A 25,592-nucleotide genomic window follows, 5' to 3' on the forward strand; every position below is an offset into this window, starting at 1 on the left:
AAAATGATTAAAACGTTGGCCAAATGGCTTGGCGGTATTTTGTTATTGGGGGTTGCGGCGGTTTCTGTTGTTGCGGTCAACGCGATCTATTTTAAACCCTGGTCAATAGATGTGTACTTTGAGCGGGCCTTTTTCAAGCTCGGCAGTACCAGTCCAGAAATTCTCTCCCAGTTGCGATTGCTCGAGCAGTTTGGAATCGATGGACACAATGCCCATCTTGATGACGCTTCTGAGGCTGAACAGCAGCGCCAGATGCAGATGATTAAGGATGAGCTTGCCGTTCTGCAGGAGTACGATCGTGCAGGTATGGATGGTCAGCAAGCGATTTCTTACGATGTATTTGCCTACTTTCTTGGCAATATGGTGGAGGGGGAGCGCTGGAAACACCACAATTATCCGCTTAACCAAATGTTTGGAGTGCAAAACAGCCTGCCGGAGTTTCTTGCGGAAGTGCACCAGATTCATAATGTCAAAGAAGCGGATTATTACCTTTCCCGCCTGAGTGAGGTTGACCGCAAATTTTCACAGGTGCTTGATGGCCTAAAAATCCGTGAGCAAAAAAACATCCTGCCTCCCCGCTTTGTTATCGACAGCGTGCTGGAAGAGATGCAAGAGTTTATAGCGGTACCGGCCCATGAGAATATTCTTTATACCTCCCTTGAAGAACGCCTAAATAAAGTTGAAGGTCTGGCAGATGGGGAGCGGGTGCGTATCCTCGCTCAGGGAGAGGCCTTGATTGATGCAGAAGTATATCCTGCATATAAGAATCTGATTGCTTACTATCGTGAGTTACAGCCCAAGGTTTTCGAAAATAATGGTGTTTGGGCGCTTCCTGATGGGGAGGCGTTTTACGCGTACCAGGTTCGTAGCCACACCACAACGAATTTGTCCCCTGAGGAGTTGCACCAAGTTGGTATTGAAGAGGTGGCAAGAATAGAGGGGGAGATGAATCGTATTTTCTCTTCAGTTGGGCAAGATAGCGGCAGTATCAGCGCCCGCTTTTCTGTGATTAACAACGATCCCCAGTTTTTATACGAAGATTCGGATGAAGGGCGCGAGCGCATAGTTGCCGACTACCAAGCGATGATCGATGAGATTAATGCTGGGCTAGGAGATTATTTCGATGTGAAGCCGGCGATGGGGGTTGAAGTACGGCGGGTACCAGAATTTAAAGAGCAGGGCGCACCGGGGGCTTACTACAACCCTCCGGCTATGGATGGCTCCCGTCCGGGGGTTTTCTATGCAAACCTGCGTGATGTTCATGAAACCAAGAAATTTGGTATGCGCACGCTGGCCTATCACGAAGCGGTTCCCGGCCACCACTTCCAGTTGGCGATTGCTCAGGAGCTAGAAGGTGTGCCCACTTTCCGCAAATTGGGTTTGTTTACGGCTTACGCTGAGGGGTGGGCACTTTATTCTGAGCAGGTTGCCAAGGAAGCGGGCTTTCAGGAAAACCCCTACGATGATCTTGGCCGTTTGCAGGCCGAGATGTTCCGTGCGGTGCGTTTGGTGGTGGATACTGGTATGCACTACAAGCGCTGGAGTCGCGAAGAAGCCATCGAATATATGGTGGAAAAAACTGGCATGACCGAAACCGAAGTGACCACAGAAATCGAGCGTTACCTGGTAATGCCTGGGCAGGCACTGGCCTACAAGGCTGGAATGTTAAAAATTCTGCAGTTGCGTGATCGGGCCCAGGCGGAGCTGGGCGAGGCGTTTGATATTCGCCAGTTCCACAATGTGGTGCTGACCAATGGGGCTTTGCCATTGGCAATCTTGGAGCGCCAAGTGGATGACTGGATTGCAATTAAAAAAGGATAAAGTATTTTTTAATTCCTTTAGATAGTTGCAAAAAAGGCCACTCTGAGAGTGGCCTTTTTTATTGTGTGCTATTTACCCGGTGAAGTTAGCTCTTAGCTTTAACGCTTGCAACCCAACCGTCTACCAGTTCTTCGAGAACATTTAGTGGTACCGCACCGTTAGCCAAAATGGTGTCGTGGAAGCCGCGCACATCAAACTTATCACCCAGCTCGGCTTTGGCTTTCTCTCGCAGCTCAATAATTTTCAGCATACCGATTTTGTAAGCTGTCGCCTGACCGGGCATTACAATGTAACGCTCGATGGCTTTAACCACATCGCCTTTCGGGTTTGGTGTATTTTCAACCAGATAATCGATAGCCTGTTCGCGAGTCCACTTTTTGGCATGAAGTCCGGTGTCTACTACCAGGCGACCTGCACGCCACAGCTCCATTGCCAGGCGGCCAAAGTCTGAGTAGGGGTCTTCATAGAAGCCCAGCTCTTTCGGTACTAACTCTGAATAGAGGCCCCAGCCTTCGGTGTAGGCGGTGTAACCGCCGTACTTACGGAATTTGGGGATATCCTGAAGCTCTTGTGCGATAGAGAGCTGCATATGGTGACCGGGGATGCCCTCGTGGTAAGCCAGTGCTTCCATTTGGTAGGTGGGCATATCTTCCATGTTATACAGGTTGGCGTAGTAAATACCTGGGCGTGAGCCATCCGGCGCCGGGCGCTGATAGAAAGCTTTACCTGCGGATTTTTCGCGGAAAGGTTCCACAGCTCTTACATCCAGGTCGGCTTTGGGCTTAGTGATAAACAGCTCGTCCAGGCGGCCCTTCATAGTGTCGATAATGGCGGTAGCCTTCTCCAGGTATTCCGCTTTACCTTCCTCAGAAGTGGGGTAGTAGAACTGCTTGTCGGTACGCATGAACTCGAAGAATTCTTGCAGGTTACCCTCAAACTTCACTTTGCGCATAATCTCGCGCATTTCATCGTGAATCCGCGCAACTTCCTTGAGGCCAGTCTGGTGGATCTCATCGGCTGTCATATCGGTGGTGGTGTATACACCCAGGCGGAACTTGTAGAAGTCATCACCGTTGGCCAGTTTCCAGGCGCCGTCATCGGTAGTGGCTTTCTTTTCCAGTTCCTGTAAGTAGCTGATCAGTTTTTTGTACGCTGGGCCAGCGCTCTCTTGCAGGGCGGTGTTGGCTTTATCGATCAGCGCTTTTTTCTGTTCGGCGCTGATTTCCAGCTTTTCGACTTTACCTTTGAAGTCAGCAAAAAGCGGACTGTCTTTCTCACCTTCAAAAGGTGCGCCGCTGATCAGGTTTTGTGAGTCGCTGATCACATAGGGGAAGACAAACTTCGGCACAATAGTACCGGCCTTGGCGTTGGCTTTCAGGTTCTCTTCCAGTTGGGTAAAGTATTGGGGCATGCCGTTCAGTCGGGCGATGTAAGCCTCGGCATCACTCACTGCATCGATACGATGCTGGCTGATCAGCAGGGATGCCGCACTGGTATGGGTGGCATACATCTGGTTGACCGGGTAGTAGTGGTTACGCCACTTGTAGCCTTCAATGTCTTGCTCAAGATTGCGCTTGGCAAGACGCAGGCTCAGGCGAGTGGCTTCATCCAAAGTATTGGGGTCAACCTTATTCAGCTCGGCGAGCTGGCGCTTGTTAATTTCCAGTGTTTCTTTGGCGAATTCTGGGGAGAGATTATCCCACTTATCGTAATCTTCTTTTTTGCCCAGGAAGGTTTTGAACTCCGGACTGCGAGACAGATGCTCCTGGAAGAAGTCCTCGAACATCTGGTTTACCTGCTTGATGGCCTCTTGGCTCACCTTGGCAGTGCTGTCTTGAATGGACTTGCTTTCCGCGGTGACGGAGGCAGCATTCTGCTGTGCAGCTTCGGGGGCGCCGCGGTCACAGCCACTGATAACCAGCGCGCTAATGGCAGCTGCGATCAGGGTTGGTTTCAACTTCATAAGCATATTCCCAGTGTTCGGATAATCATTGCTATATTGTGCCACTTGGGTGGCATTCTTTAGGTTTTTGAGCCAATTCTGGCCGCGCTTAACGTGGCGAGAACAGCGCACTCCAGAGGGTATTGTGCGCACTAGATGGGTCTTTGACTAGGGGCAGTATTCTGGAGCCATGTCGGGAGTGATTTCCTCCCATAAAAAAAGCGGGCAGTGCCCGCTTTTTAGGTAATTCCGCGATTAGGCGAAATTCTGGTTTACAAATTCCCAGTTCACCAGCGCCCAGAAAGCTTCCATGTACTTAGGACGCAGGTTGCGGTAATCGATGTAGTAAGCGTGTTCCCATACGTCGCAGGTCAGCAGTGGGGTAACGCCTTCATCAGTCAGCGGAGTGGCTGCGTTGGAAGTGTTGACGATAGCTACTGAACCATCGGCTTTTTTCACCAGCCAGGTCCATCCAGAGCCAAAGTTGTTTACCGCGCTGGTGGTGAACTCTTCCTTGAACTTGTCAAAGCTGCCGAATGCTGCGGTGATAGCTTCTGCAACAGCGCCAGTGGCTTCGCCGCCGCCGTTGGGGCTCAGGCAGTTCCAGTAGAAAGTGTGGTTCCATACTTGTGCGGCATTGTTAAATACGCCACCGGAAGAGGATTTGATCACTTCTTCCAGGGATTTATCGGCGTCAGCAGTGCCTTCCAGTAGACCATTCAGCTTGTCAACGTAAGTCTTGTGGTGTTTACCGTAGTGGTACTCCAGAGTCTCTTCAGAGATATGGGGGGCCAGGGCATTCATCGCGTAGGGGAGTTCGGGCAATTCGAAAGCCATGGTGTCTTCCTTCCTTTGTTTAGGGTTATTGGTGAGAGCATTCTACACGCGCCGTATGCCAGAATTAAGCCGGCGCAGTAGAATAGGGGATTTTGGGACGTTTTCCTCGAACTCAAGGGGTGGTGTTTGATGACACCAATGTTTTGCTGTCGTCTATTCTTACTTGTGGCCGATTACTTTTTCGTCAATTTTTGGTATAACTGCCGCATAATTCGACGAATCTGTCCCGGCTTGATTGTCTCTAAGTAATGAATTTAGCGGTGCCGGGCGGGACAATCCCGAACTGACCAGTACCGAACCCACCAGATTAGTTACCGGGTGTATTGATACATGCAACGTAGAGAGCCCACACTGGACGGCAGTGCCGCCATCGAACCCGCACTGGAGCCCAGCTCTCCTGAGCGCAGCGAGCAGTCCCAGGAACCACAAGTGATCGTTGAGGAGCGCCGCGGTGGCTTCTCCTTCCTAGGCCTCTGTGCCTTGGTCTTAGCCATGGGGGGACTTGCTGCTTCTGGTTTCCTCTATCAACAGTGGCAGGAAAGCCGTACCCAGTTGGTCGATGCGGAGAACCGTATCGCCGATGCCGAGAACCGCATTTCTGAACTGGAGAAGCGCTTTAGCCTCTCCGATGAGGAATCTACGGCTTCGGTCGAGGTACTGAGCGCCAAGGCCAAGGAGAACTCCGCTGAGATTCGCAAGCTTTGGGGGGTGGCTTACGATACCAACCGTAAGAGTATTGCTGCCAATAAAGCGGCCAGCGCAGCGAATAAGAAGCAAGTGGCCTCTCTTAACAGTAAGCTCGGCAGCCTCGATGCCAGTGTAAAAAAGATCGCTGCGGTGGAGTCCTCCCTAGCGGAGCTGCGTAAAGGCAGCATTGAGAGCAAGCGTGAGATGAGCGACAAAATTTCACGCCTGGAGCGCCAGCTGGCCTCTGTGCGCAGTGATCTGACTATGCGTGTCGGAGCCAATGAAGAGGCAGTGGAGTCTATTGATGCCTACCGTCGCTCGGTGAACAAAGATCTGGTACAACTGCGCGATGCGATTCGCTCTCTGCAGTCCAGTGAGCCTACAGCCTCCTCAATGTAGTTTTTCAGGGGCTAGAAAAGGCGAACCTTGGGTTCGCCTTTTTTATTGCCTGTGGAAAATTTATCGCCATTTTAATAACAGGCCAATAACCCTACATTTCGTGTAGAATCGCCGGCCTTGAGACGTTAATCGGAGTTCGGCATGACCACTATCCGCCAGGATGATCTGATCGACAGCGTTGCTGATGCGCTGCAATTTATCTCTTACTACCACCCACAGGACTTCATTCAGGCCCTGAACAAGGCTTATGAGAAAGAGGTCAACCCGGCGGCCAAAGACGCCATGGCCCAGATCCTGATCAATTCACGGATGTGTGCCGAGGGCCACCGCCCTATCTGCCAGGATACCGGCATTGTCACCGTGAAGTTGAAAGTGGGTATGAATGTGCGTTGGGAAGCGGACATGAGCGTTACCGACATGGTCAACGAAGGTGTGCGCCGCGCTTATCAAAATGCCAGCAACGTATTGCGCGCCTCTATTCTTGCCGACCCAGATGGCGCCCGTAAGAATACCGGCGATAACACTCCGGCAGTGATTCATTATGAAATCGTTCCTGGTGAAACTGTGGAAGTGTATGTGGCAGCCAAAGGTGGTGGCAGTGAAGCCAAAACCAAATTTGCCATGCTCAACCCCTCTGATTCTGTAGTGGATTGGGTTCTGAAGATGGTGCCTCAGATGGGGGCGGGCTGGTGTCCGCCGGGCATGCTGGGTATTGGCATTGGCGGTACTGCTGAGAAAGCTATGTTGCTGGCCAAAGAATCCCTGCTCGACCCTATCGATATCCAGGAGTTGCAGGAGCGCGGTGCCTCCAACCGTGCCGAAGAGTTGCGCCTGGAACTATACGATTCCGTCAACAAGCTGGGTATTGGTGCCCAGGGCCTGGGTGGCTTGACCACTGTCTTGGACGTGAAAGTGAAGGATTATCCCACTCACGCAGCAAATAAGGCCGTAGCAATTATTCCCAACTGCGCCGCCACTCGTCATACCCACTTCACTCTTGATGGCTCTGGCCCCGCGCGCCAGACTCCGCCGAAGCTGGAAGACTGGCCGGAAATTACTCGAGAAGCTGGCAGCAATACTCGCCGTGTCAACCTGGATGCCGTTACTGCAGAGGATGTACAGAGCTGGCAGCCTGGTGAAACCTTGCTGCTGAATGGCAAGATGCTTACTGGTCGCGACGCCGCTCACAAGAAAATGGTGGATATCCTAGCGAAAGGGGAGAAGCTGCCAGTGGACCTGACTGGCCGCTTTATCTATTACGTAGGGCCAGTAGATCCTGTGCGCGATGAAGTAGTTGGCCCCGCAGGCCCAACTACCGCCACCCGTATGGATAAATTTACGCGCACCATGCTCGAAGAGACCGGCCTGCAAGGGATGATCGGTAAGGCAGAGCGTGGCCCAATGGCAATTGAAGCGATTCGTGACAATAAAGCGGTGTACCTAATGGCTGTGGGTGGCGCTGCGTACTTGGTGGCTCAGGCGATTAAAGCCTCCAAGGTAATTGCCTTTCCGGAGCTGGGTATGGAAGCCATCTACGAGTTTGAGGTGGAGGACATGCCAGTAACCGTAGCAGTCGATAGCCAAGGTGAGTCTGTGCATACCACGGGACCATTGATCTGGAAAGCGAAAATTGAGGAGGGTATCGCCTAAGGGCTGCCCCAATTTAAATAAGCCGGGTCCGCGAGGTTCCCGGCTTTTTTGTCTTCAAGCTTTTCGGGGTGAAGTTTGGCGGGACTAGGTTGTCTTCTCAGCTAGTCACGGTAAAACAGGCATAGTAAAAGCCTAACCTGATGCCTCAATTAGATTCATTCTGGTACAGCCCACTCCAAAAGCCTCTACATCCCCAGCTCTGGGTAAAGCTGCAAAATGGTTTCTCTTAACCAGCGATGGGCGGGGTTGTTGGTTTGTGACTTATGCCAAATCAGCTGCAGGCTGACCTTGGGGAAATCCATAGGCAGCTCAATTGTACGAACAGGTAGTGCTCGGTAATGAGAGGACTTCATCATCCTTGCGGGTACAACGGCAATTAAATCGGTGGTGGCGACTATATGAGGAAAGGAGGAAAGGTGAGGGACACGCAGGCAAATATTGCGCTGCAATTTATTCGGTCTGGCCAGCCTCTCCATCGGTGAGCCTACGGGGTTTCCTCTCAGCAATGATATTTGTGGTATTGATTGAAAATCCGCCTCAGAGATGGATTTTCCTACCTTCTCATTATGCTCCCCTGCGATCACCACCAATTCTTCTTCGGCAATAATCAGGCTGCTGTAATTGGGAGATTCTAATGGTAAATAATCGATAATTAAGTCGACTTCACCATTGCTTACCATTCTGGAAGTCATCTCTGATTCGTCAGGTAATATTGTGAGCTTTATCCCTGGTGCATACTCTCGTAGCCAGGCGCTGAGTCCTGGAATCATAAGGGTTTCCACCACATCTGGTAGAACAATCGAAAAATCCCGTTCTGCCTCGCGATGTTCAAAGTCGAGCTGCCGGAAGCTTGATCTCACTGCCCCAAGAGCCGTGTGAATGGAAGGGTGTAGTGCCAGCGCACGCTCGGTAGGGCGTAGGCCTTTTGCGGTGCGGATAAAAAGTGCATCGTTATAGGTGGATCTCAAACGCTTTAAGGCAGCACTTACTGCAGGTTGGCTCATGTGTAGCTTTACTGCAGCCCTAGTCAGGTTGCGTTCGACCATCAGGGCATCAAATACAGGCAGTAAATTCAAGTCCATTGATCTGAGATGATTCGACATTATCAATCTCACAAATAATGCTGTTAATTATTATTTATTAGAATTCCATCATCCGCCTGATTATATTTCTGGTCAATCAAATTCTTAAATTTTCTAGTGCAAATGATGAGGGGCACTCTGTACATCGCTATTAGATGGAAGTAATCAAACTGCCGGGTTTTGATTGTTTATATAGTTTTACGGAATTCCAACGCTAATAAAAAGGAGCATATATGTCGACCAATCACGATGCGGCCCCTTTCAGGGCTGGATACAGGGCGCGAGTGAAAGGCCGTTACCATGGGTGGCTTCATCTGATGGGTATTCTAGCTATCGGTGCCGGGGTTTGTATCTACTGCATATTTCAATTGGATTTGTTAAAAACCTGGGAGTTGTTAGTGATCCCCGCAGGGACTGTTATATATAATTTTTCTGAATACGCTAGTCACCGTTGGGCTGGTCATAAAAAGATTCGGATTGCAGGGCTGTTTTATCGCAGACATACCGGGGATCATCACAGTTTTTTCTCTCCCCCCCTATTTTCTATTGACTCTACTAGAGACTGGAGAATAGTACTTTTCCCCACTTATTTAACTGCGACTCTTGCTTTAGTGATTGCGCCAATTTTAGGATACTTTTTCTCCATACTTTTTTCGATGAATGCTGGTTACCTCTTGATTGTGACTATGGTGGGAAATCATTTGGGTTATGAATTGTTGCACTTGGGATACCACCAGCCTCTAAATCATTGGTTCCATCGAGTCCCTGTTTTGCGTGAGTTGGCTCAATTGCATCGCATACATCATCAACGTAAGTGGATGAATAAATGTAATTTTAATTTGACTATCCCTCTGTTTGATCTTTTGCTGGGCACTTTTCACTGGAAATCTTTTGGATCTTGTCAGAAGAGTGAGAGTTAGAGCTCTACAGAGTGTTTGGTTCAAATAGAACCCGTCTTCTCCAGTTGGGTCAACATTAGTTCTCGAATAATCGGCACTGGCGCACTGCCAAAACTTAGAAAGCTTTCATGGAATTCCTTTAAGTTGAATTTATCTCCGAGCTTATTCTTTACTTCTTCGCGCAAGGCAAGGATATCTGTAAATCCGGCAAAATAGCTGGTGAGTTGAACCTGGCTGAGAGTTGCTCTACGCCACTTCCCCTCCGCCTCAGCCCGTTGTTGAAAAGCCCCATCAACCATTAAATTCATTGCTTCGGCTTCTGTCATGCCCTTGACTTGTACACCGTAATCCAAAATGGTGTTGGTAATCACGCGTAAATTCCACTTGTAGTACATCAGCCAGAGTTCCGGCGAAAAATCACCGTATCCAGCCTCCAGCATCATACGTTCGGCATAGACCGCCCAGCCTTCAATCATGGCGCTGTTACCGAAGATGGTTTTAATAATACTCGGAGACTGGTTGGCATAAACCAACTGGGTATAGTGACCGGGGATGGCTTCGTGAATGTTCAGTATTTGCAAAGTGTAATGGTTATATTCCCGCAGCAGGCTATTCGCTTGCTCATCACTGTAATTCTCTATGGGCAACACATTGTAATAGGTATTGGCATCCTTATCGTAGGGACCAGGCGCATTGATAGAGGCAACAGCAAAGCCACGAAGATAGGGGGGGGTAGTGCGTACTATTAGTGGCTTTTCTTTGTCCAGGTCGAGTAGATTGTGCTGTGTGACAAAGTTTGCCAGCTGTGGTATTTGCTTTTCTATCACCTCTTTGAATGTATCTTTACTGGCATGATTAAGGGATAGTTTTTCGAGTAGGCGCCGGACCTTTTCCATTTGATTTGATGGTGCCTGGGTATCGGGAAAATGTTTCGGCCAAAGTTGCTCGGTGAGCGCTGCCATTTTACTGTGGACCTGTTTTTTTTCTTCCAAAGCACGCAGGTAGAGGGCGCTGGCACTGGTATCAATCTGAATATCAAAGCGGAATTTTTCTTCATATAGCTTTTCTCCAATACGGAAATCACGAAACCTTGCAGATTTTTCCAGGCTGGTTTGTAAATTTTTTAAAAAGTTTACATAGTCTTTTATCGCTTCACGGGAGGCGTGCAGACGTTGCCTGAATACTTCTTTTTCATCATCAAACATCTGGCTGCTTTCTACCAGGTTTTCTACCCTAGTCCCAAAAACTTCCAGGGCACCTTCGTTCTGTTGAATAGCCAACATTAATTGTGGCGCGGCGGGCCTACGGATAGCCTGCTTTGCGGCTTGGTAGTAATCGGGAACCAAGCGCATACGCGTATTGAAGGTGCGCAGTCGGTTTTTGAGGGGGGCGTACTCGGTATTTAAAATCAGGGCAAAAGGATGGGATACGTTATATATGGAGGGGTCCCACTGGTAGGATTTGAAGGTGGTATATTCCCACTGCAGGCGCTGTAGGAAATTCATAATAAGCGCCATATCGGTGAGGGAAGAAATACTGAGTAATTCACTATCCAGAGCGGCGAACTTGCGTTCATAAGTTTGAGCGAAGTCCAGTAGATAGGCGCGGAAGGCCTTGTCAGGCACTTGTAAATGTATGGCAGCCTCATAATAGCCTTCGCGGACTGCCCAGGAAGGAAACAGTTTCCACAGACCGTTAACGAACTGTTGGCTCAGCTGCTGAAAGGCCAGTTCCATCTCGGCACGCATTTCAATCATCGTTTCAACTTGAGGGGGCACTATGCGCTTCCTATCGGTACCTTGGGGGCCACAGGCACAAACAAGAGTGAGCGACGTCAAAATCAACAGTTTAAGAGGGGCTTTCATGGCGATCCTTGCCAAAAGGGGTTTATAAACGCTTGTGTATCTGCTTAAAAATTATCATATCGGCCGGAGACCCTTGATCAGCCTGACAATGGTTGTTTACACCGTGAATTGATATCCAAGCATTTAGCACACTGTCCCATATTGGCGAGTGAAAACCGTAGATAATGCGTTTTTAACGTCTGCGCTTGTGTCGTGGAAGAGCCCCGGTTAGAGTGAGCCCGACGTGAAATAACCGATAATAAACAAGGTTTTGAGGATTTATTCATGACTGAGCTAGCCCAACAACAGTGTGAAGCCTGCCGCGCCGATGCCCCTCTCGTCAGCGATGACGAGCTGCCAGGATTGCTGCGCCAAATTCCCGATTGGACGCCAATGACCCGCGACGGCATTATGCAGCTGGAGCGCGTGTTCAAGTTTCGGAATTTCAAGCAGGCCTTGGCGTTTACTAACCGTGTAGGTGCCATCGCAGAAGAAGTGGGCCACCACCCGGCACTGCTTACCGAGTGGGGTAAGGTAACCGTGACCTGGTGGAGCCATGAGGCCAAGGGGTTGCACAAGAATGATTTTATTATGGCTGCGCGCACCGACCAGCAAGTAGATGCAGACTAAGCATCTCCCAAGGGCGCATCTAGCGCCCAATTTTCTGCCATCCCGCGTCATTTCTAAACTGAGGTTGCCCTAGAAGGAACCCTTCGGCTCTATTCACTCCGCTAAATACCTCCTGGTTCCGGAGTCGTTCGGTAGCCCTGTATATCAATAGTTGAAAGTGTGTGCCCTGGATAGAAGGAGAGAGATTTTGTCTGAGTATACTTCTACAGTGGTCTGGCAACGTGACGACCAGATTTTTACCGACAATCAATACAGCCGCGCTCATACTTGGCAGTTTGATGGCGGTTTGTCAGTTCCAGCCTCTTCATCTCCCCATATTGTCCCAATCCCCTACTCACACCCGGAAAATGTCGACCCAGAAGAAGCTTTCGTGGCGTCGCTATCTAGTTGTCATATGTTGTTTTTCCTTGCAATTGCCGCAAAAAGGGGTTTCGTCATTGATGAGTATCGCGATGAAGCGATAGGCGTGATGGATACAATAGAGGGGGGTAAGTTGGCCATGACTAAGGTCACCCTGAGACCTTTGATCCGCTTTTCTGGTGAAAAGAAACCTAGTCGCGAGCAATTGGAAAAAATCCACCATCTTTCCCACAAGCAGTGCTTTATTGCTAACTCCGTAAAAACGGAAGTGGTTACTGAGATTCGGGAGGTATAACTACTCATTGAAGTGAGTAGGTTTCATAAATACTAATGTAGACGGCAGTATGTTTAAAGTTATTGAAACTGTGGCTTCAGTTGAGGATTTTCTTTGCCTCAGGCAGATTAGTGGGCTATCCCCAAGAAGTCGGGAGGCCGCAGAGAAGGGGTTGCCAAATAGTCTCTATGGCATTCACATTCAAACTCGTTCAACCACCATTGCCATGGGGCGGGTGGTTGGTGATGGAGCCTTAAATTTTGAGATTGTGGATGTCGCTGTCGCCCCAACTTATCAAGGTCAAGGGTTGGGAAGGGTTGTGATGGAACACATTATGTCTTATTTGGATCGTGAGGCGCTTCCTACTGCTTATATTACCCTTATGGCGGATGTACCGGAGCTGTACGAGAAGTTTGGCTTTAAGTTAAGCAGCCCTGAAAGTGAAGGGATGTACATGTTGAAGTAGATTTATTTCAAAGTATGTAAATCATTGGCTGTAATTAAGGCCATATTGGGTATCGGGCAGAGTGTTTTATATTCAGCGATGTTTTTAGAGTAACTTGTACACCTTGTGTTTCTTTCTGTTCATTTTTTTAGTGGCTTAAATACATCCGTGATATCTCCAACCAATTTGGGGTCCTTTGGGTCGGCAATCCGCTTTCCTGTGCCCTTTGAAAAATCGATTCCATGTAAATCTACCCAAACAATATTTGGATTTTTGACCCAGTTGAAATAGTAAATTCGGCGGTTTAAATCAATCACCGAAAGCCACCAAGTGGGATAAGTAGCTGGTTCTTTAGTTCCTTCTTCCTGACTGGGACGGCTATAAGGTGCGCCAAAAGGAACGGCCACAGTGCGGATAACACTTAGGAGGTAAGAGACTGCCTGAATATCATTCGTAGGTTTTGGTAGATTGTGTTGATAGTAAGATAATCTAACAAAACGGTCAGCGCCATCAATCCCTCCAGGAACAGATTTAAGCCCTCCAAAGCCTTGGTAAAAAGGCAGGTTTTGAAGCTGCCATCCATAAGGTGGGTCATTTGTCATGACCGAAAATTTCTTACCGTGATGTACAACTAGTTTACCATCGATTATTTCGAAGATAGCTGAATCACCACTTGGGTCCTCTTTTGCCATATGTGCACCAAGTACTTCGCCACCAACTTTCACTGGCGATATGTGTATATTTTTCATCCCAATGACAGCATCTGCGACTGTAGCATGGTTATCGAGAATAAAACGCAGCCAGCGCATATAGGATACTCCTGGCGTATTATTTGGTTTGGCGTAGCGGGTTGCTCCAAGATATAGAATATGTGCCGTTAGACCTTTCTCGTTAATTCCGTCGGTAGCACCGTCATTATCTGAGAAGCCATATTGGTGGGCATAAGGAATAATACTTTGTACAACACTTCCATATTTTGAAGTCCATTTGGCGGGGTTATGGCCATCTTCACCAACCATCTTCATACCTCGAGGATTTATATAAAGAATATCCTTAAAAGAATGTCCCCAATCCATTGATCTGGCGGAAAAAACACCTTGCTCAGTATTCCAGGTAACCCGGGAGCATGCATAGAGTATCGATGGTCAGGAAAATAGGAGCAACGTTATAATCAACGGCACTTTATTTGTAGCTGTTTTGATCACTTCTTAACTCGTATATTTAGGGTGGTAAAAAGCATGCAGTTTAGTTGTATTTTCTAAGAATGTCTGTCTATCTTAGCTTCAAAAGAGCCAATATTTAATACATTATAAGCTTGTAGATTCCAAATTTTTAAGGGGTTCTCTTGGGTTTCGTGAGGTCGGTTTTATCTATCTCTGCCGAAAGATAAAAGTTTCTGAGCAATGTGCTAGGAATTTATGTAGGTACGTGAGACCTTATGGTTTTGAGCAATTTGTTGTAGGGTTGGAAGGTTGATATTACGTCGTCTTTAGGTGTAGTCATCATTTCCTTCTTGGGAGTTTTATTCTAAGTTGTTTATTTGTTAATTGTGTAAAGTAGATTGCAAGAATTTCAATAGGTGCTGCGGTAAGTTCTCTAGATGCTTATTTTTTGATTTGTCTAATTTTTATTCTTTCTAATAGTTTATTAATGGAGATGAAAGACTGCGTGTGGGTAGGATGGCCACTGAGTTGTAAATCCATAAAAAATTAATGTTACAGTCCCAGTTCTTTGACCGGAATATTTTTATCCTTTATTTTCTCTTTATGTATTCTTGATTGTATTTTGGTCTGTATATTTTGTTGTTCAGTGCGATATATAATGATAGTTTGTCGTGAAAAATTAATGTTGTCTCTATGTCGGGATTTGATTATGCGTTATGAAATATGGGCTTGATGGTGAGCGATGCTGCAATATGTTTACACTCAGAGATAAGATAACTGTTTAGACTATGTGAGAGATGAATGTATTGTCTGATTTATGGTCTTTGCAGTGTTACTCGTTAAGTTAGTAGGGTGTATATAGGTCAAAACTAGCTATGCGATTCGATGTTGGTTGAAAAGCTATGAAGCGCTATTGGGTATGTCTATTTAGATAATGCATGTTAAGCGCTTTTAGTTGAGTGGGGGGCTTTTTATCCTGTTTTGTTGATTTGAATTTATCACCAGCTAATAGAAGGAAATTTTAATGATAAAAAAAATAATTAAGGCATCATCTCTTGGTATTATGTTGCTGTTCAGCTTGTCAATTCAGGCGGAGACGAGAAGTGCGCTTGTGGGGGGGCGGCTGATCGATGGTTTTGGTAATCGGCCAATCGCAAACAGTGTTATTTTAATTCGGGGCGACAAAATTGAGGAAGTTGGCACGGTTGAAACGCTTCCCGTCCCCGACGGGTATCAAATTATTTCTACTGAGGGGATGGATGTCTTACCTGGACTTTGGGAAAATCATGCTCACCTAATGCTCAGTGGACACTCGGACTATGTGCATTGGGACAAACACTACCTACATCGCCTGACCAATGAAATAATGCCTGCTAGTGCAATACAATTACTGCTAGCCGGGGTTACTAGTGTTCGTGATTTGGGTGCTCCGCTAGAAGCATCTTTAGAGATAAAGCGCAAAATCATTTCTGGTGAAATTGCCGGGCCAAGGCTATTTATTTCCGGACCATTTATCCAACATGAAGTTTATCCTGGCACTGAAGCTTTTCGTTGGTCAGTCTCTAGTGCCCCTGAAGCAAAAAAGAAAGTAAACTTACTGGCAACAGCTGGTGTCGATATAATTAAGCTGATTGACCATGACAAGATGACTATAGAAGTTGCTCAAACGGTCGTGGATGAGGCCCATAAGCATGGTTTAAAAGTTGTAGCTCATTCGCACCGCCCAGATGAGATCCGCAGAGGGCTGGCCATAGGTGTCGATAACTTTGAACATACAGGGCTGACAACAGCACCTGAGTACCCTGAAGATATCATCCAGTTATTAAAAGAGCGCACTGCTAAGGGTCGCGTTGCTGGAGGCCCGCTTTTCTGGACTCCAACCGTAGAAGGTCTCTGGAACTATAGTAACACTGTGGATAACCCGGAAAGGCTGGATGATACATGCTGGCACAAAGGACTAAAACCAGACACTATTGACGATATTAAACAGTCATTGAGAAACCCTGGGCAATTGCAGTACATGCAGTTAACTCCCTTACGTAAACCAACTTTGAAAAAGAAAATCTCCCAGCTTAAAGATGCTGGTGTGGTGTTTCTTGTGGGGACAGATAGTGGTATCCCAACTAAATTTCATTGCCAAAGCACTTGGAACGAATTGGCCGTTTTGGTTGAAGAGATGAATTTTTCCGCTATGGATGCAATTCGAGCAGCTACCTACTGGCCCGCAGTAATGATGGGGGTTTCGGACCAATCAGGGACTGTATCTAAAGGAAAATTTGCCGATATCATCGCAGTAAGAGGGGATGTGTTGAGGCATATTAACCTTCTATCCAATGTCTCATTGGTTATGAAAGGAGGAGTCCTCTATAAAAAGGGTGGGCAGGCAATAGAATCTTACCCAACCTCCCAAAGGTAAAACCGAAGGAATCTCCTCTTAAAATATCAGCAAACAGTCCCATATACTCCCGTATAGTGTAAGTTATAGGCCAGTTTGGTAGCTCTAATGATTTTTTATTTTGAGCTTTATGGGAGCTGTTTGCTTAGTGGGTAAAATTCATGTTCAGAAAATTTAGTTTTTAATCATCTAAAAAGAATTTGTTTTCCGGATTGTAATAGCAAAAGTCGTGATCTAGGTTCTTGCGAAAGCAGTAGGGGTCTTTTGCTTCCATTTCGTCCCATAACCCTAGGTTGGAGTAGTATGCAAAGTCTTGCTCAATCTTGAATTTATCTCCGCAATAGTAGGCGTAATTCCAAGCGGCTCCTCTTGCAACCATTTCTTGATTGATGTTGTACCCATTTGCAAACAGATAGCCAGTTTCTCTGCCGTATTGATCTCTTCCTGTCGATTGGAAATCCACAGTGCCAACTGACAATAAATGATTCAGGATTTGAGTAGCTTCTGGGCCATATATTTGCGTGCTGGGATAGGTTTCTGGTGCATCAATGCACTGAAGGCGTATCTCAACATATTCACCAGAGACGTATCCGTGAACTGTGTCACCGTCTATTATCCTGTAGTTAGTCAGTGGAGCCGCTTGTAATGAAGTGGAGAGTGTACACAGCAAAACTAATCTTTTCATTGGGGTTATCTGCGTCGTTGTTTTATGTGCGCAGGATAGGGAGTATTTATTACGTGTTTATTTATAGATTGTGATAGTAATAAATAGTTTTTGTTAAAGGGTGAGAGTGTTTTGAGAGGTGAGCATGAGGATGTTTCTTAATTCTAAGCGGTAGGTATCTAAGATCTGTCTGGAAATTTTTATTTTGAAACGTAATCGATAGGGCCCTCGAAATATGATGACCCTAGCGTAAATTAAAATTATGTCAGGATAGAGTGTTCAAGTGGATTCAGCAGTGTAATATTAATTTTTTTTGTTCTCTTAGCTCATGCTTCTCTATGTGCAGCCCAGAGTAAGAATTCCCGGTTGCCATCGCCACCTTTAATTGGGCTGTCAATATATTCTTTAATCTCAAGTCCTAGTTCATCACATAAATATGCAATTTTCTGGCGTACTTGTGGGTAGAGGTTTGCATCACGCACCACCCCCCCTTTACCAATGCCCTCAGGTCCCACCTCGAATTGTGGCTTTACCAGGGTCAACAGCTGGCCTTCGGGTTTTAGTAAAGAAGGCAGCTGCGGCAGTATCAACGTTTGGGAAATAAAGGATACATCCATCACGATGGCATCAAAGCCAGTATCTGCGTAAGGAGAAAGTTGTGATGCCTCTAAATAACGGGCATTAATTCCTTCGAAGAGGTGCATACGTGGATCATCTATTAATTTTTGTGCTAGCTGATCTCGTCCTACATCTACCCCTACTACGGAAGTGGCGCCTCTCTGTAACAGGCAGTCACTAAAGCCTCCAGTAGAGCAGCCTACATCCAGGGCGTGCCAGCCCATAGGATTTAATCCTGTGTGATCGAGTATCGCGGCAAGTTTTAGGCCGGCGCGGGAAACATATTGATCTTCGGGTAGTGCAGTGACTTCTAAGGCGCAGTTCTCACTGACGGATTGCCCAGCTTTGCGCGCCAGCTCCATGGGGCCGCCCTCGGATAGCGTGACCCTGCCGGCTTCAACCAGTTTTTTGGCGTGGGTGCGGGAATTGGCGAGTTTTCTCTGTACTAGCAGTTGGTCCAAGCGGGTCATGTTTTGCTACTGGGTCCTGTCAAATGGTTAAGAATAGTGTGGTCATGCTAACCTCTGGCTCCCATAGGTAGAAGTGCGGCTCCGTTTCTAGTCGGGCTACTCTTTACTAAAGAGGGGGTTGTCGATGGCAAAAAGCGTTCTGAATAAGTTCAAGATCCGCAAAGGAAAGGTTTTTGAGGCGCCTTTAGAACAGGCTTTTGGGCGCCTGGTGACACCTTTTGAAGAGTTTATCCACCGGCAGAGCAGCAGTGGTATTTTACTGATGCTTTCTGCGCTGGCGGCGCTCATTATCGCAAACTCCCCCCTGGAAGATGTCTACATAACCCTTTTGCATATGCCCATCAGTTTCACTGTGGGAAATTGGGAGTTTTCTTTATCGCTACACCACTGGATTAATGAAGGTCTAATGACGATCTTCTTTTTTTTAGTGGGCTTGGAGCTCAAGCGGGAATTTATGGTAGGGGAGCTGTCCGATTTACGCCATGCGGTACTACCTGTGATGGCGGCAATCGGTGGCATGGTGGTGCCGGCATTGATTTATGCGGCGTTCAATGCTGGCGGTGAGGCGGAGCGCGGTTGGGGAATCCCCATGGCCACGGACATCGCTTTTGCCGTGGGCTGTATTGCCTTATTGGGTAATCGTGTGCCTCGCGCGGTTGTGACTTTCTTAGTGGCCCTGGCTATTGTTGATGACTTGGGCGCCATTCTGGTGATCGCTATCTGGTATACAGAGCAGGTAAATATGACCGCGCTGATCGCTGCGGGTTGCCTGGTTGTGATTATGTGGTTGCTGAAGGCGGCTGGCGTGCGTAACTCCCCCCCCTATGTATTTGTGGGCATTCTGCTGTGGTATGAATTTTATCTGGCCGGAGTTCACGCCACCATTGCGGGGGTCATAACTGCAATGGCGCTGCCGGCGAAGCCCAAGTACGATCCAGTGGCGTTTAGTTCCTTTGTTAAAGATATTATCCGCAGCTTCGATCGCTGTTTCCGTCCCGGTGATAAAATCATTGCCAATGATGCCTTACGCGCACGGGTTATGGCCCTAGGCAGTGGCGTTAACCTGGCGCAGTCTCCTCTGCAGCGTATGGAAACCCGCCTGCACACTCCGGTTGGCTTTCTGGTGATTCCCATCTTTGCGCTCGCTAATGCAGGCATTCCCTTCGATAGCTTTACTAGCTCAAGTGCAGTTTTCAACCCGGTAACCCTGGGGGTAATCGCTGGGTTGGTATTCGGAAAGCTGATTGGGATTGTGGGGGCTACTTGGATCGGTTGGAAATTAGGCTTGGGCAGCTTACCTAAGTTGGCTAATTTTCAGCATATCATTGGCGTGGCATTACTCGGCGGTATCGGCTTTACTATGTCGATCTTTATTGCCGAACTGGCGTTCAGTTACCAGAATAACCTGTTGAATCAGGCCAAGGCAGGTATCTTACTGGCTTCTGTAATTGCCGGTATCGCCGGTTTCCTGGTACTGCGCACTGCGCCAGTTACTGAAGAGTTTGATGTACAGACCGATGGCCGGGAACCTGAGCCTGCGGGGGGCAGTGAAGCTCAGCAAGAAGGCTTAGAGAAGCAAGATAGTTCCGCTCAGGAAAATCCCGGTCGTCAACGTTGAGGGGCTTCCCGGCCTGGTCCTGCCATAGCAGGCCGTTTTGGGGTTTTCCCGGCTGAGTAAACTTCCAGATGTGAAATAAATTTCAAGAGAAATAATAATGAAACAAGTAGTAAAGGCGGTGTGTCTGTTGCCAATTCTGGCTGCACCTCTATTTCTTGCCGCCTGCGAGGGTAAAGCGCGATCAGAGGATAAGTTACGAGAAGCAGTAGAGGTTAAAGGGCAAAAAACTGCAATAGAAGGGAAAGGGGATATGTCCATGGATACAGTGGCCAGGGACTATGTTGCCCTGGTGTTGGAATTGGGTAATCACGACAAGAGTTATGTCGATGCCTATTATGGCCCGGCGCAGTGGCGAGAGCAGGCGGAGCAGAGCCAGGCCAGCCCGGCGGATATTGCCAAACGCGGTAACGCCCTCATCGCTCAGCTACCCGGGGACGGCGTGGTGGATGGTTCCCTTGACGGCCTGCGTCTACACTACCTGCGAACTCAACTGGCTGCGCTGGTGGCTCACGCCCGCAGCCTTGCTGGCGAAAGCGAGCGCAACTTTGCCAAAGAAGCGCGCGAGCTTTATGACACCGAGCCCCCCAGGCAAAATTTCACTAATTTCGATCCACTCTTGCAGGAGTTGGATGAGCTGTTGCCCGGCAATGAGCCCCTAAGTGCGCGAGTGCAGGCGTTTCGGCAGCAGTATGAAATCCCAGTGGACAAGCTCCAAGAGGTTTTTGATGCAGCCATTGCGGAGTGTCGCAAGCGCACCAAGCAGTATATTCCGCTGCCACAGGATGAAAATTTTGCCCTTGAATATGTCAGTGACAAACCCTGGAGCGGTTACAACTGGTATCAGGGAGGGGCGCATAGCCTGATACAGGTGAACAGTGGCTTGCCGATTACCATTGATCGCGCGATCGACCTTGGCTGCCATGAAGGCTACCCGGGCCATCATACCTATAACGCGTTGTTGGAACAGACGTTGGTGGAAGACCGTGGCTGGGTGGAATACAGCGTGTACCCGCTGTTCAGTCCCCAATCTCTGATTGCCGAGGGCAGTGCCAATTACGGTATCGACCTGGCCTTTCCTGGGGAGGAAAAAAACCGCTTCGAGATGGAGGTACTTTATCCCCTCGCCGGGTTGGATCCACAAAGTGCACAAAAGTATGAGCGGGTGATGGGACTGGTGGATAAGCTCAGTTTTGCCGGCAATGAAATTGCTCGGCAGTATATCGATGGTGAAATTGCCCCAGAGCAAGTTGCGGTACTGTTTGAGAAATACACTCTGATGAGCCCGGCCAAGGCAAAGCAGCGCAAGGATTTTGTCGATGCCTACGGTGCCTATGTCATTAATTACAACTGGGGCAAAAAACTGGTAGCTGATTATGTGGAGCGAGATACAAACAGTGCACAAGAGCGCTGGCAGCGTTTCGCCAAGCTGTTGTCGTCGCCACGCTTACCCTCTTCGCTAGACTGGTAGGCGCTAACAATGCACAAGGCGGAACTGCGGAGTTATTTACTTGCGCGACCAGAGGCGATTGAGGACTTCCCCTTTGGTCCCGATGTTGCGGTGTACAAGATTAAGGGGCGTATGTTCGCTACTCTCAGCCGCTATCGCGCGGTAGATGCGACCAATTTAAAGTGTGATCCCGACGAGGCTCAGGCCCTGCGGGATATCTTCCCTGGCGTGCTGCCGGGTTACCATATGAACAAGAAGCACTGGAATACTGTATTGCTCGATGGCACAGTGCCGGATTATGAAATTGAGCGGATGGCGGATCGCTCCTATGGCCTGGTGGTTAAGGGGCTGCGTAAAATTGAGCGGCAATCCCTTGAGCTGGCTTATGGCACGGATACCCTCTACCGCTAGAACCTCAGCAGATTAGCAAGACATTACTCAGGAGAGTTTGTGAACGATTTTATTGTCGATGTAACGGCAGAAAACGCCCAGCAGGTACTCATTGAAGAATCCATGAATCGCCCGGTTCTGGTGGATTTCTGGGCCGATTGGTGCGAGCCGTGCAAACAGCTGATGCCGGTTTTGGAAAAGCTCGCGAATGAATATGCGGGCCAGTTCCTCCTGGCAAAAGTGAATGCCGACACCGAGCAGATGATCGCCGGCCAGCTGGGGGTACGCAGCTTACCTACAGTTATGCTGCTCAAAGAGGGGCAGCCGGTAGATGGCTTTGCCGGGGTGCAGCCGGAAAGCCAGATTCGTGAAATGCTCGATAAATATCTGCCCAAACCCTGGGACATCAAATTGCAGCAGGCCCTGGCGCTGATCGGTGAGGGCAAGGTGGATGAAGCCCTGCCGTTGCTGCGCCAGGCTTACGCTGAATCCTCCGAGCGGGTGGATATCGCCAAACACTTGGCGGCGTTGCTGCTCGATCAAAACCGCGCTGCGGAAGCAGAAACCGTGCTCAGCAAAATTCTGCTGGCGGATCAGGATGCAGAATACCAGCGCCTGATGGCCCAGCTGGAGCTAAAACAACAGGCGGCGGATACCCCCGAGATTCAGGCGCTGCAGAAGGCCCTGGAGCAGAACCCACAGGATTATGATTCTGCCTATAAGCTGGCGGTACAGTACAGTCAGGCCAATCGTCACGAGGAAGCCCTGGAGCTGTTGTTGGATATCCTGCGCAAGGATATGAATTTTGCCGATGGCGCGGCCAAGCAGGCATTTCTCGATATGGTGAAAAGCCTGGGTGCCGGCGACCCCATCGCCACCCAATATCAGCGCAAGCTGATGACGTTGATGTTCTAGACGTTTCAATCGTATTGCACTGTAAAGGGGCCTTGAAGGCCCCTTTACTTTATACACCGTTGAATAGTGAATCAGCAGAATGCATAAGCTCTGTATCTATATACCCTCAAGTCATCTGGAAGTTGTCAAACAAGCTCTGTTTAACGCCGGAGCTGGCAGAATCGGCGACTACGACAGTTGTTGCTGGCAGGTATTGGGTGTCGGTCAGTTCCGGCCACTAGCGGGCAGTCAGCCGTTTATTGGTGAGTCCGGGCAGATAGAGCAGGTAGAGGAATATCGGGTTGAGATGGCGTGTGCCGATGAGTCTGTGGATGCAGCACTTGAAGCCCTCTACCAGGCACATCCTTACGAGGAGCCGGCCTTTGACCTTTGGCGCCTGGATGAGCGTTGTGGCGGCAAAATTCGCTAGTGACAGGATATAAACAGTATCCTGCCATTCGCGAGAGAGGGCTTTAAAGGTTATCCAGTGCCTGCTGGCGCTGCTGACTGTTTTCTTTTAGCGCTTGAACCTCTTTCAAAATCTGTGAAATCCGGCTATCGCCCTCACGGTTCTCCTGCAATAGCTGTGCCTGGGGGCCTTGTGGCTGAGCATCGTTGCTGGGTGTGGCGGGCAGGGTATTGATGGGTTTTATCCGATGTATACGTACATGAGTATCCAGGCCCTCGGGTATCGAATCAGAGAAGTGCCAATTGCCCTCACTGTCCCGCCAGCTAAATACCTCCCTGGTCTGTTTATGTTGCTCTTCTGGCAAAAGACCACTGGATTCCACCAGGGTTTCCAGTTGCTCGGCAGATTTCTGAGTACTGTCGCTCACCGCTTGAATGGCGCGTTGGCCTTGCTGGCGAACTGTGTCCAGAGTCTTCTGATCGGGAAGCCAGTCTTGGGGAGACATAATCGGTTTGCCATCGGGGCCGGGAATCAACATGGGTAAGCCCACGCCTACTAATAACAGTACCGCAAGCATATAGGCGTATTTCATTGGAACATCCTTTTTAAATGTACCCAGGTGGGTGAGTGCTTCTCCCACCCAGAGTCCTCTTCCAGTGCACTATCTTCAGCTTGGCTCGCGCTGCAGCTACCACTATAGCTTCCGCGAAATAACGCCCCGGTGCAGCTGGTATTGCCCCTGCTCCGTGTCGGTGAAATAGTGCTTGAGAGTTTTATGCATGATCGGGAAGGCAATTTCAGCCCAGGGGATTTCTTCCTGGCGAAATAGTGACACTTCTAGTGACTCCGGCCCGGGGCCAAAATTCGTATCGGTGAGCTCTCCGCGATACATCAGGTAAACCTGATTGATATGCGGAATGTCATAAATTGAATAAAGCTCGTCCACACGAATGCTGGCACGTGCTTCTTCCCAGGACTCGCGCAAAGCACCTTCTTCACTGGTTTCACCGTTTTCCATAAAGCCGGCGGGCAGGGTCCAGAGTCCCAGGCGTGGCTCAATGGCGCGTTTACACAGTAAGACCCGGTCTTCCAGGTAGGGTAAAACACCGACAATCACACGCGGGTTGATGTAGTGGATGGTGCCGCAATTGCCACAGAGGTGACGAGGGCGGTCATCGCCTTGGGGGATGGAAAATGTGACGGCATTACTGCCGCATTGGCTACAAAATTTCATGGCGTCAGTATACCCATGCAAGATTCCAGCGCCAGCTTCCAGCTTTTTGACGCCTATAGTTGTTAAAGGTGTTGAAGTTCATAGGGCGGTGCCAGCTTTACTATGGCGCGTATTTTATTTTTTTGGCTTGTGCTGATCGCCTTGGCGGCCTGTGGCGGCAAAGACGATAAGCAAAAGGCACCGCCACCGCCTCCTGTAGAGGTGCTGGTGGTGCGAGAACAGCCAGTGATTCCGCGCTTTGAATTTGTCGGCCGGGTGGAGGCCACCGATGAGTATAAGGTGCGCCCCCGCGTGCAAGGTTATATCCAGAGTCGCGATTTTAGAGAGGGGGAAACGGTTAAGAAAGGGCGCCTGCTATTTGAAATAGATCCGCGCCCATTTATCGCTGAATTGGATAACCAAAGCGCCAATTTGGAGCGCGCCGAGGCAACTCTGCGGATCGCTGAGCGCAATTATCGACGTGGTCGAAAGTTGGTCGCTACAGGTGCTATCAGCCAGGTGCAGATGGATGAATTACTGGGCACTTTTGAAGAGGCCAAGTCACAGGTCGATGCAGATCGGGCCAAAGTGGAAAGTGCTCGCCTAGACCTCTCCTACACAAAGATTTACGCGCCACTTACCGGCCGCATTGGTCGTACCCAGTTCACTGAGGGTTCCCTGGTGGGACCTGATTCGGACCCGCTCACTACCATCGTCAAGATGGACCCAATCTATGTGTTGTTTGAGGTTCCTGAAAACCAACTCTATGCCGTACAGGTGGATGCCGAGCGTCGCCGCCGGGAGGGGTTGCCGCCAACGAGGCTGGATGTGCGTATAGAGCTACCGGATGGCAATTTTTACCCCTATCAGGGCAGGATTGTATTTATCGATAACCAGATAGACCCCAACACCGGCTCCGTAGCGGTACGCGCACTCTTTCCCAATCCGGGCAGCCTACTGGTGCAAGGACAATTTGCTCGGGTCTCAATCCGTTTGTATACAGGCAGTGAGGCACTTAAACCGCTGGTGCCGCAATCTGCAGTGCTGGAGGACATGCAGGGGCGTTACCTCTTTGTGCTGGGTAAGAAAAATATTGCTGAAAAACGCTATGTCACTTTGGGGCAGCGGGAGGGGGAGCTTTGGGCGGTCAACCATGGGTTGGTTGCTGGGGAGTCGGTCATCGTTAACGGTCTGCAGCGGGTTGTTGCCGGTAAGCCAGTGACCCCTCAAAACACGCCACGAAACCCCTACGACGCATCAGAAAAGCCGGCGGAGCCCGCAAGTGGTGGCGCTTCTCCCGTAGGTAAGCAAAGTACCAAACAGCCTATAGGCTTCGGGCAGGGGACACTGCTCCCCGATGACATGGAACTTCCTGAAGGTGTGGAGGAGGGCGAACGCCACCGATACGAGGGACAAGAGCATGATTATAAATAGCCCGCCT

Annotated in this window: 23 protein-coding genes; 14 read left to right on the plus strand and 9 right to left on the minus strand. The window is 49.0% G+C overall.

Annotation, left to right across the window (positions count from 1 at the left end):
• Positions 1-3 precede the first annotated feature (3 nt).
• On the plus strand, positions 4-1,821 hold the full coding sequence (locus ACJJIJ_RS02665; protein ID WP_252085031.1) for a DUF885 domain-containing protein: 1,818 nt from the start codon (positions 4-6) through the stop codon (positions 1,819-1,821).
• A gap of 85 nt (positions 1,822-1,906) precedes the next feature.
• On the opposite strand, the gene ACJJIJ_RS02670 is transcribed toward ACJJIJ_RS02665, so the two are convergent.
• Complete coding sequence (locus ACJJIJ_RS02670; RefSeq protein WP_444938572.1) at positions 1,907-3,784, minus strand: DUF885 domain-containing protein; 1,878 nt, start codon at positions 3,782-3,784, stop codon at positions 1,907-1,909.
• A gap of 234 nt (positions 3,785-4,018) precedes the next feature.
• Positions 4,019-4,600 (minus strand): superoxide dismutase [Fe], encoded by a 582-nt coding sequence (sodB, locus tag ACJJIJ_RS02675; protein ID WP_252085033.1) that lies wholly within the window; start codon positions 4,598-4,600, stop codon positions 4,019-4,021.
• Between the two features lie 330 nt (positions 4,601-4,930).
• Between sodB and ACJJIJ_RS02680 the strand changes: the two genes are divergently transcribed.
• Together ACJJIJ_RS02680 and ACJJIJ_RS02685 are read left to right on the plus strand one after the other, a co-directional pair.
• The gene (locus ACJJIJ_RS02680) at positions 4,931-5,686 is read left to right on the plus strand and encodes a hypothetical protein (RefSeq protein WP_444938573.1); all 756 of its coding nucleotides are present in this window, start codon (positions 4,931-4,933) and stop codon (positions 5,684-5,686) included.
• Between the two features lie 141 nt (positions 5,687-5,827).
• Complete coding sequence (locus ACJJIJ_RS02685) at positions 5,828-7,336, plus strand: fumarate hydratase (protein ID WP_444890964.1); 1,509 nt, start codon at positions 5,828-5,830, stop codon at positions 7,334-7,336.
• A 185-nt stretch (positions 7,337-7,521) separates the two neighbouring features.
• On the opposite strand, the gene ACJJIJ_RS02690 is transcribed toward ACJJIJ_RS02685, so the two are convergent.
• Positions 7,522-8,439 carry a LysR substrate-binding domain-containing protein gene (locus ACJJIJ_RS02690; protein ID WP_252085036.1) on the minus strand — a complete coding sequence of 306 codons (918 nt, stop codon included), beginning with the start codon at positions 8,437-8,439 and terminating at the stop codon, positions 7,522-7,524.
• 212 nt (positions 8,440-8,651) lie between these two features.
• On the opposite strand from ACJJIJ_RS02690, the gene ACJJIJ_RS02695 reads away from it, so the two are divergent.
• Positions 8,652-9,338 (plus strand): sterol desaturase family protein, encoded by a 687-nt coding sequence (locus ACJJIJ_RS02695; RefSeq protein WP_444938574.1) that lies wholly within the window; start codon positions 8,652-8,654, stop codon positions 9,336-9,338.
• Positions 9,339-9,358: 20 nt separating this feature from the next.
• On the opposite strand, the gene ACJJIJ_RS02700 is transcribed toward ACJJIJ_RS02695, so the two are convergent.
• The gene (locus ACJJIJ_RS02700; RefSeq protein ID WP_444938575.1) at positions 9,359-11,182 is read right to left on the minus strand and encodes a DUF885 domain-containing protein; all 1,824 of its coding nucleotides are present in this window, start codon (positions 11,180-11,182) and stop codon (positions 9,359-9,361) included.
• A 264-nt stretch (positions 11,183-11,446) separates the two neighbouring features.
• Between ACJJIJ_RS02700 and ACJJIJ_RS02705 the strand changes: the two genes are divergently transcribed.
• From ACJJIJ_RS02705 to ACJJIJ_RS02715, 3 genes are all read left to right on the plus strand, one after another.
• Complete coding sequence (locus tag ACJJIJ_RS02705; protein ID WP_252085039.1) at positions 11,447-11,791, plus strand: 4a-hydroxytetrahydrobiopterin dehydratase; 345 nt, start codon at positions 11,447-11,449, stop codon at positions 11,789-11,791.
• A gap of 187 nt (positions 11,792-11,978) precedes the next feature.
• Complete coding sequence (locus ACJJIJ_RS02710; RefSeq protein ID WP_444888354.1) at positions 11,979-12,446, plus strand: OsmC family protein; 468 nt, start codon at positions 11,979-11,981, stop codon at positions 12,444-12,446.
• Positions 12,447-12,495: 49 nt separating this feature from the next.
• Complete coding sequence (locus ACJJIJ_RS02715; protein WP_444938576.1) at positions 12,496-12,891, plus strand: GNAT family N-acetyltransferase; 396 nt, start codon at positions 12,496-12,498, stop codon at positions 12,889-12,891.
• Positions 12,892-13,010: 119 nt separating this feature from the next.
• Here the strand turns inward: ACJJIJ_RS02715 and ACJJIJ_RS02720 are convergent, their stop codons facing one another.
• Positions 13,011-14,009, minus strand: a complete 999-nt coding sequence (locus ACJJIJ_RS02720; protein WP_444939557.1) for a bile salt hydrolase — start codon at positions 14,007-14,009, stop codon at positions 13,011-13,013.
• Between the two features lie 1,048 nt (positions 14,010-15,057).
• Between ACJJIJ_RS02720 and ACJJIJ_RS02725 the strand changes: the two genes are divergently transcribed.
• Entirely contained in the window at positions 15,058-16,449 is a 1,392-nt protein-coding gene (locus tag ACJJIJ_RS02725; RefSeq protein WP_444938577.1) for an amidohydrolase family protein, read from the plus strand.
• Between the two features lie 160 nt (positions 16,450-16,609).
• Here ACJJIJ_RS02725 and ACJJIJ_RS02730 read toward each other — a convergent pair whose 3' ends face one another.
• Positions 16,610-17,113, minus strand: coding sequence for a thermonuclease family protein (locus ACJJIJ_RS02730; protein WP_444898789.1), 504 nt, complete (start codon positions 17,111-17,113; stop codon positions 16,610-16,612).
• Between the two features lie 305 nt (positions 17,114-17,418).
• Positions 17,419-18,180 carry a TlyA family RNA methyltransferase gene (locus tag ACJJIJ_RS02735; protein ID WP_444898788.1) on the minus strand — a complete coding sequence of 254 codons (762 nt, stop codon included), beginning with the start codon at positions 18,178-18,180 and terminating at the stop codon, positions 17,419-17,421.
• 124 nt (positions 18,181-18,304) lie between these two features.
• Between ACJJIJ_RS02735 and nhaA the strand changes: the two genes are divergently transcribed.
• The 5 genes from nhaA to ACJJIJ_RS02760 all read left to right on the plus strand — a co-directional run bounded on the left by nhaA (position 18,305) and on the right by ACJJIJ_RS02760 (position 22,959).
• On the plus strand, positions 18,305-19,798 hold the full coding sequence (gene nhaA, locus ACJJIJ_RS02740) for a Na+/H+ antiporter NhaA (protein WP_444890955.1): 1,494 nt from the start codon (positions 18,305-18,307) through the stop codon (positions 19,796-19,798).
• 97 nt (positions 19,799-19,895) lie between these two features.
• Positions 19,896-21,266, plus strand: a complete 1,371-nt coding sequence (locus ACJJIJ_RS02745) for a hypothetical protein (protein WP_444938578.1) — start codon at positions 19,896-19,898, stop codon at positions 21,264-21,266.
• 9 nt (positions 21,267-21,275) lie between these two features.
• The gene (locus tag ACJJIJ_RS02750; RefSeq protein WP_444938579.1) at positions 21,276-21,656 is read left to right on the plus strand and encodes an MmcQ/YjbR family DNA-binding protein; all 381 of its coding nucleotides are present in this window, start codon (positions 21,276-21,278) and stop codon (positions 21,654-21,656) included.
• Positions 21,657-21,695: 39 nt separating this feature from the next.
• Complete coding sequence (gene trxA, locus ACJJIJ_RS02755; protein ID WP_444938580.1) at positions 21,696-22,550, plus strand: thioredoxin; 855 nt, start codon at positions 21,696-21,698, stop codon at positions 22,548-22,550.
• A 79-nt stretch (positions 22,551-22,629) separates the two neighbouring features.
• The gene (locus tag ACJJIJ_RS02760; protein WP_444890953.1) at positions 22,630-22,959 is read left to right on the plus strand and encodes a YqfO family protein; all 330 of its coding nucleotides are present in this window, start codon (positions 22,630-22,632) and stop codon (positions 22,957-22,959) included.
• A gap of 43 nt (positions 22,960-23,002) precedes the next feature.
• Here the strand turns inward: ACJJIJ_RS02760 and ACJJIJ_RS02765 are convergent, their stop codons facing one another.
• Complete coding sequence (locus tag ACJJIJ_RS02765) at positions 23,003-23,530, minus strand: hypothetical protein (protein ID WP_252085051.1); 528 nt, start codon at positions 23,528-23,530, stop codon at positions 23,003-23,005.
• Positions 23,531-23,632: 102 nt separating this feature from the next.
• Positions 23,633-24,172, minus strand: coding sequence for an NUDIX hydrolase (locus ACJJIJ_RS02770; protein WP_252085052.1), 540 nt, complete (start codon positions 24,170-24,172; stop codon positions 23,633-23,635).
• A 102-nt stretch (positions 24,173-24,274) separates the two neighbouring features.
• Here ACJJIJ_RS02770 and ACJJIJ_RS02775 point away from each other — a divergent pair, with 102 nt between their 5' ends.
• Positions 24,275-25,585 carry an efflux RND transporter periplasmic adaptor subunit gene (locus ACJJIJ_RS02775; RefSeq protein ID WP_444885690.1) on the plus strand — a complete coding sequence of 437 codons (1,311 nt, stop codon included), beginning with the start codon at positions 24,275-24,277 and terminating at the stop codon, positions 25,583-25,585.
• Positions 25,586-25,592 lie beyond the last annotated feature (7 nt).

The sequence above is a fragment of the Microbulbifer mixtoriginis (SeqCode) genome, from assembly GCF_052467945.1.

Excerpts from the sequence above, each read along its gene's own strand:
- ACJJIJ_RS02665 (WP_252085031.1), top strand. The coding sequence starts at position 4 with ATGATTAAAACGTTGGCCAAATGGCTTGGCGGTATTTTGTTATTGGGG.
- ACJJIJ_RS02670 (WP_444938572.1), bottom strand. The coding sequence starts at position 3,784 with ATGAAGTTGAAACCAACCCTGATCGCAGCTGCCATTAGCGCGCTGGTT.
- sodB (WP_252085033.1), bottom strand. The coding sequence starts at position 4,600 with ATGGCTTTCGAATTGCCCGAACTCCCCTACGCGATGAATGCCCTGGCC.
- ACJJIJ_RS02680 (WP_444938573.1), top strand. The coding sequence starts at position 4,931 with ATGCAACGTAGAGAGCCCACACTGGACGGCAGTGCCGCCATCGAACCC.
- ACJJIJ_RS02685 (WP_444890964.1), top strand. The coding sequence starts at position 5,828 with ATGACCACTATCCGCCAGGATGATCTGATCGACAGCGTTGCTGATGCG.
- ACJJIJ_RS02690 (WP_252085036.1), bottom strand. The coding sequence starts at position 8,439 with ATGTCGAATCATCTCAGATCAATGGACTTGAATTTACTGCCTGTATTT.
- ACJJIJ_RS02695 (WP_444938574.1), top strand. The coding sequence starts at position 8,652 with ATGTCGACCAATCACGATGCGGCCCCTTTCAGGGCTGGATACAGGGCG.
- ACJJIJ_RS02700 (WP_444938575.1), bottom strand. The coding sequence starts at position 11,182 with ATGAAAGCCCCTCTTAAACTGTTGATTTTGACGTCGCTCACTCTTGTT.
- ACJJIJ_RS02705 (WP_252085039.1), top strand. The coding sequence starts at position 11,447 with ATGACTGAGCTAGCCCAACAACAGTGTGAAGCCTGCCGCGCCGATGCC.
- ACJJIJ_RS02715 (WP_444938576.1), top strand. The coding sequence starts at position 12,496 with ATGTTTAAAGTTATTGAAACTGTGGCTTCAGTTGAGGATTTTCTTTGC.
- ACJJIJ_RS02725 (WP_444938577.1), top strand. The coding sequence starts at position 15,058 with ATGATAAAAAAAATAATTAAGGCATCATCTCTTGGTATTATGTTGCTG.
- ACJJIJ_RS02730 (WP_444898789.1), bottom strand. The coding sequence starts at position 17,113 with ATGAAAAGATTAGTTTTGCTGTGTACACTCTCCACTTCATTACAAGCG.
- ACJJIJ_RS02735 (WP_444898788.1), bottom strand. The coding sequence starts at position 18,180 with ATGACCCGCTTGGACCAACTGCTAGTACAGAGAAAACTCGCCAATTCC.
- nhaA (WP_444890955.1), top strand. The coding sequence starts at position 18,305 with ATGGCAAAAAGCGTTCTGAATAAGTTCAAGATCCGCAAAGGAAAGGTT.
- ACJJIJ_RS02745 (WP_444938578.1), top strand. The coding sequence starts at position 19,896 with ATGAAACAAGTAGTAAAGGCGGTGTGTCTGTTGCCAATTCTGGCTGCA.
- ACJJIJ_RS02750 (WP_444938579.1), top strand. The coding sequence starts at position 21,276 with ATGCACAAGGCGGAACTGCGGAGTTATTTACTTGCGCGACCAGAGGCG.
- ACJJIJ_RS02760 (WP_444890953.1), top strand. The coding sequence starts at position 22,630 with ATGCATAAGCTCTGTATCTATATACCCTCAAGTCATCTGGAAGTTGTC.
- ACJJIJ_RS02765 (WP_252085051.1), bottom strand. The coding sequence starts at position 23,530 with ATGAAATACGCCTATATGCTTGCGGTACTGTTATTAGTAGGCGTGGGC.
- ACJJIJ_RS02770 (WP_252085052.1), bottom strand. The coding sequence starts at position 24,172 with ATGAAATTTTGTAGCCAATGCGGCAGTAATGCCGTCACATTTTCCATC.
- ACJJIJ_RS02775 (WP_444885690.1), top strand. The coding sequence starts at position 24,275 with ATGGCGCGTATTTTATTTTTTTGGCTTGTGCTGATCGCCTTGGCGGCC.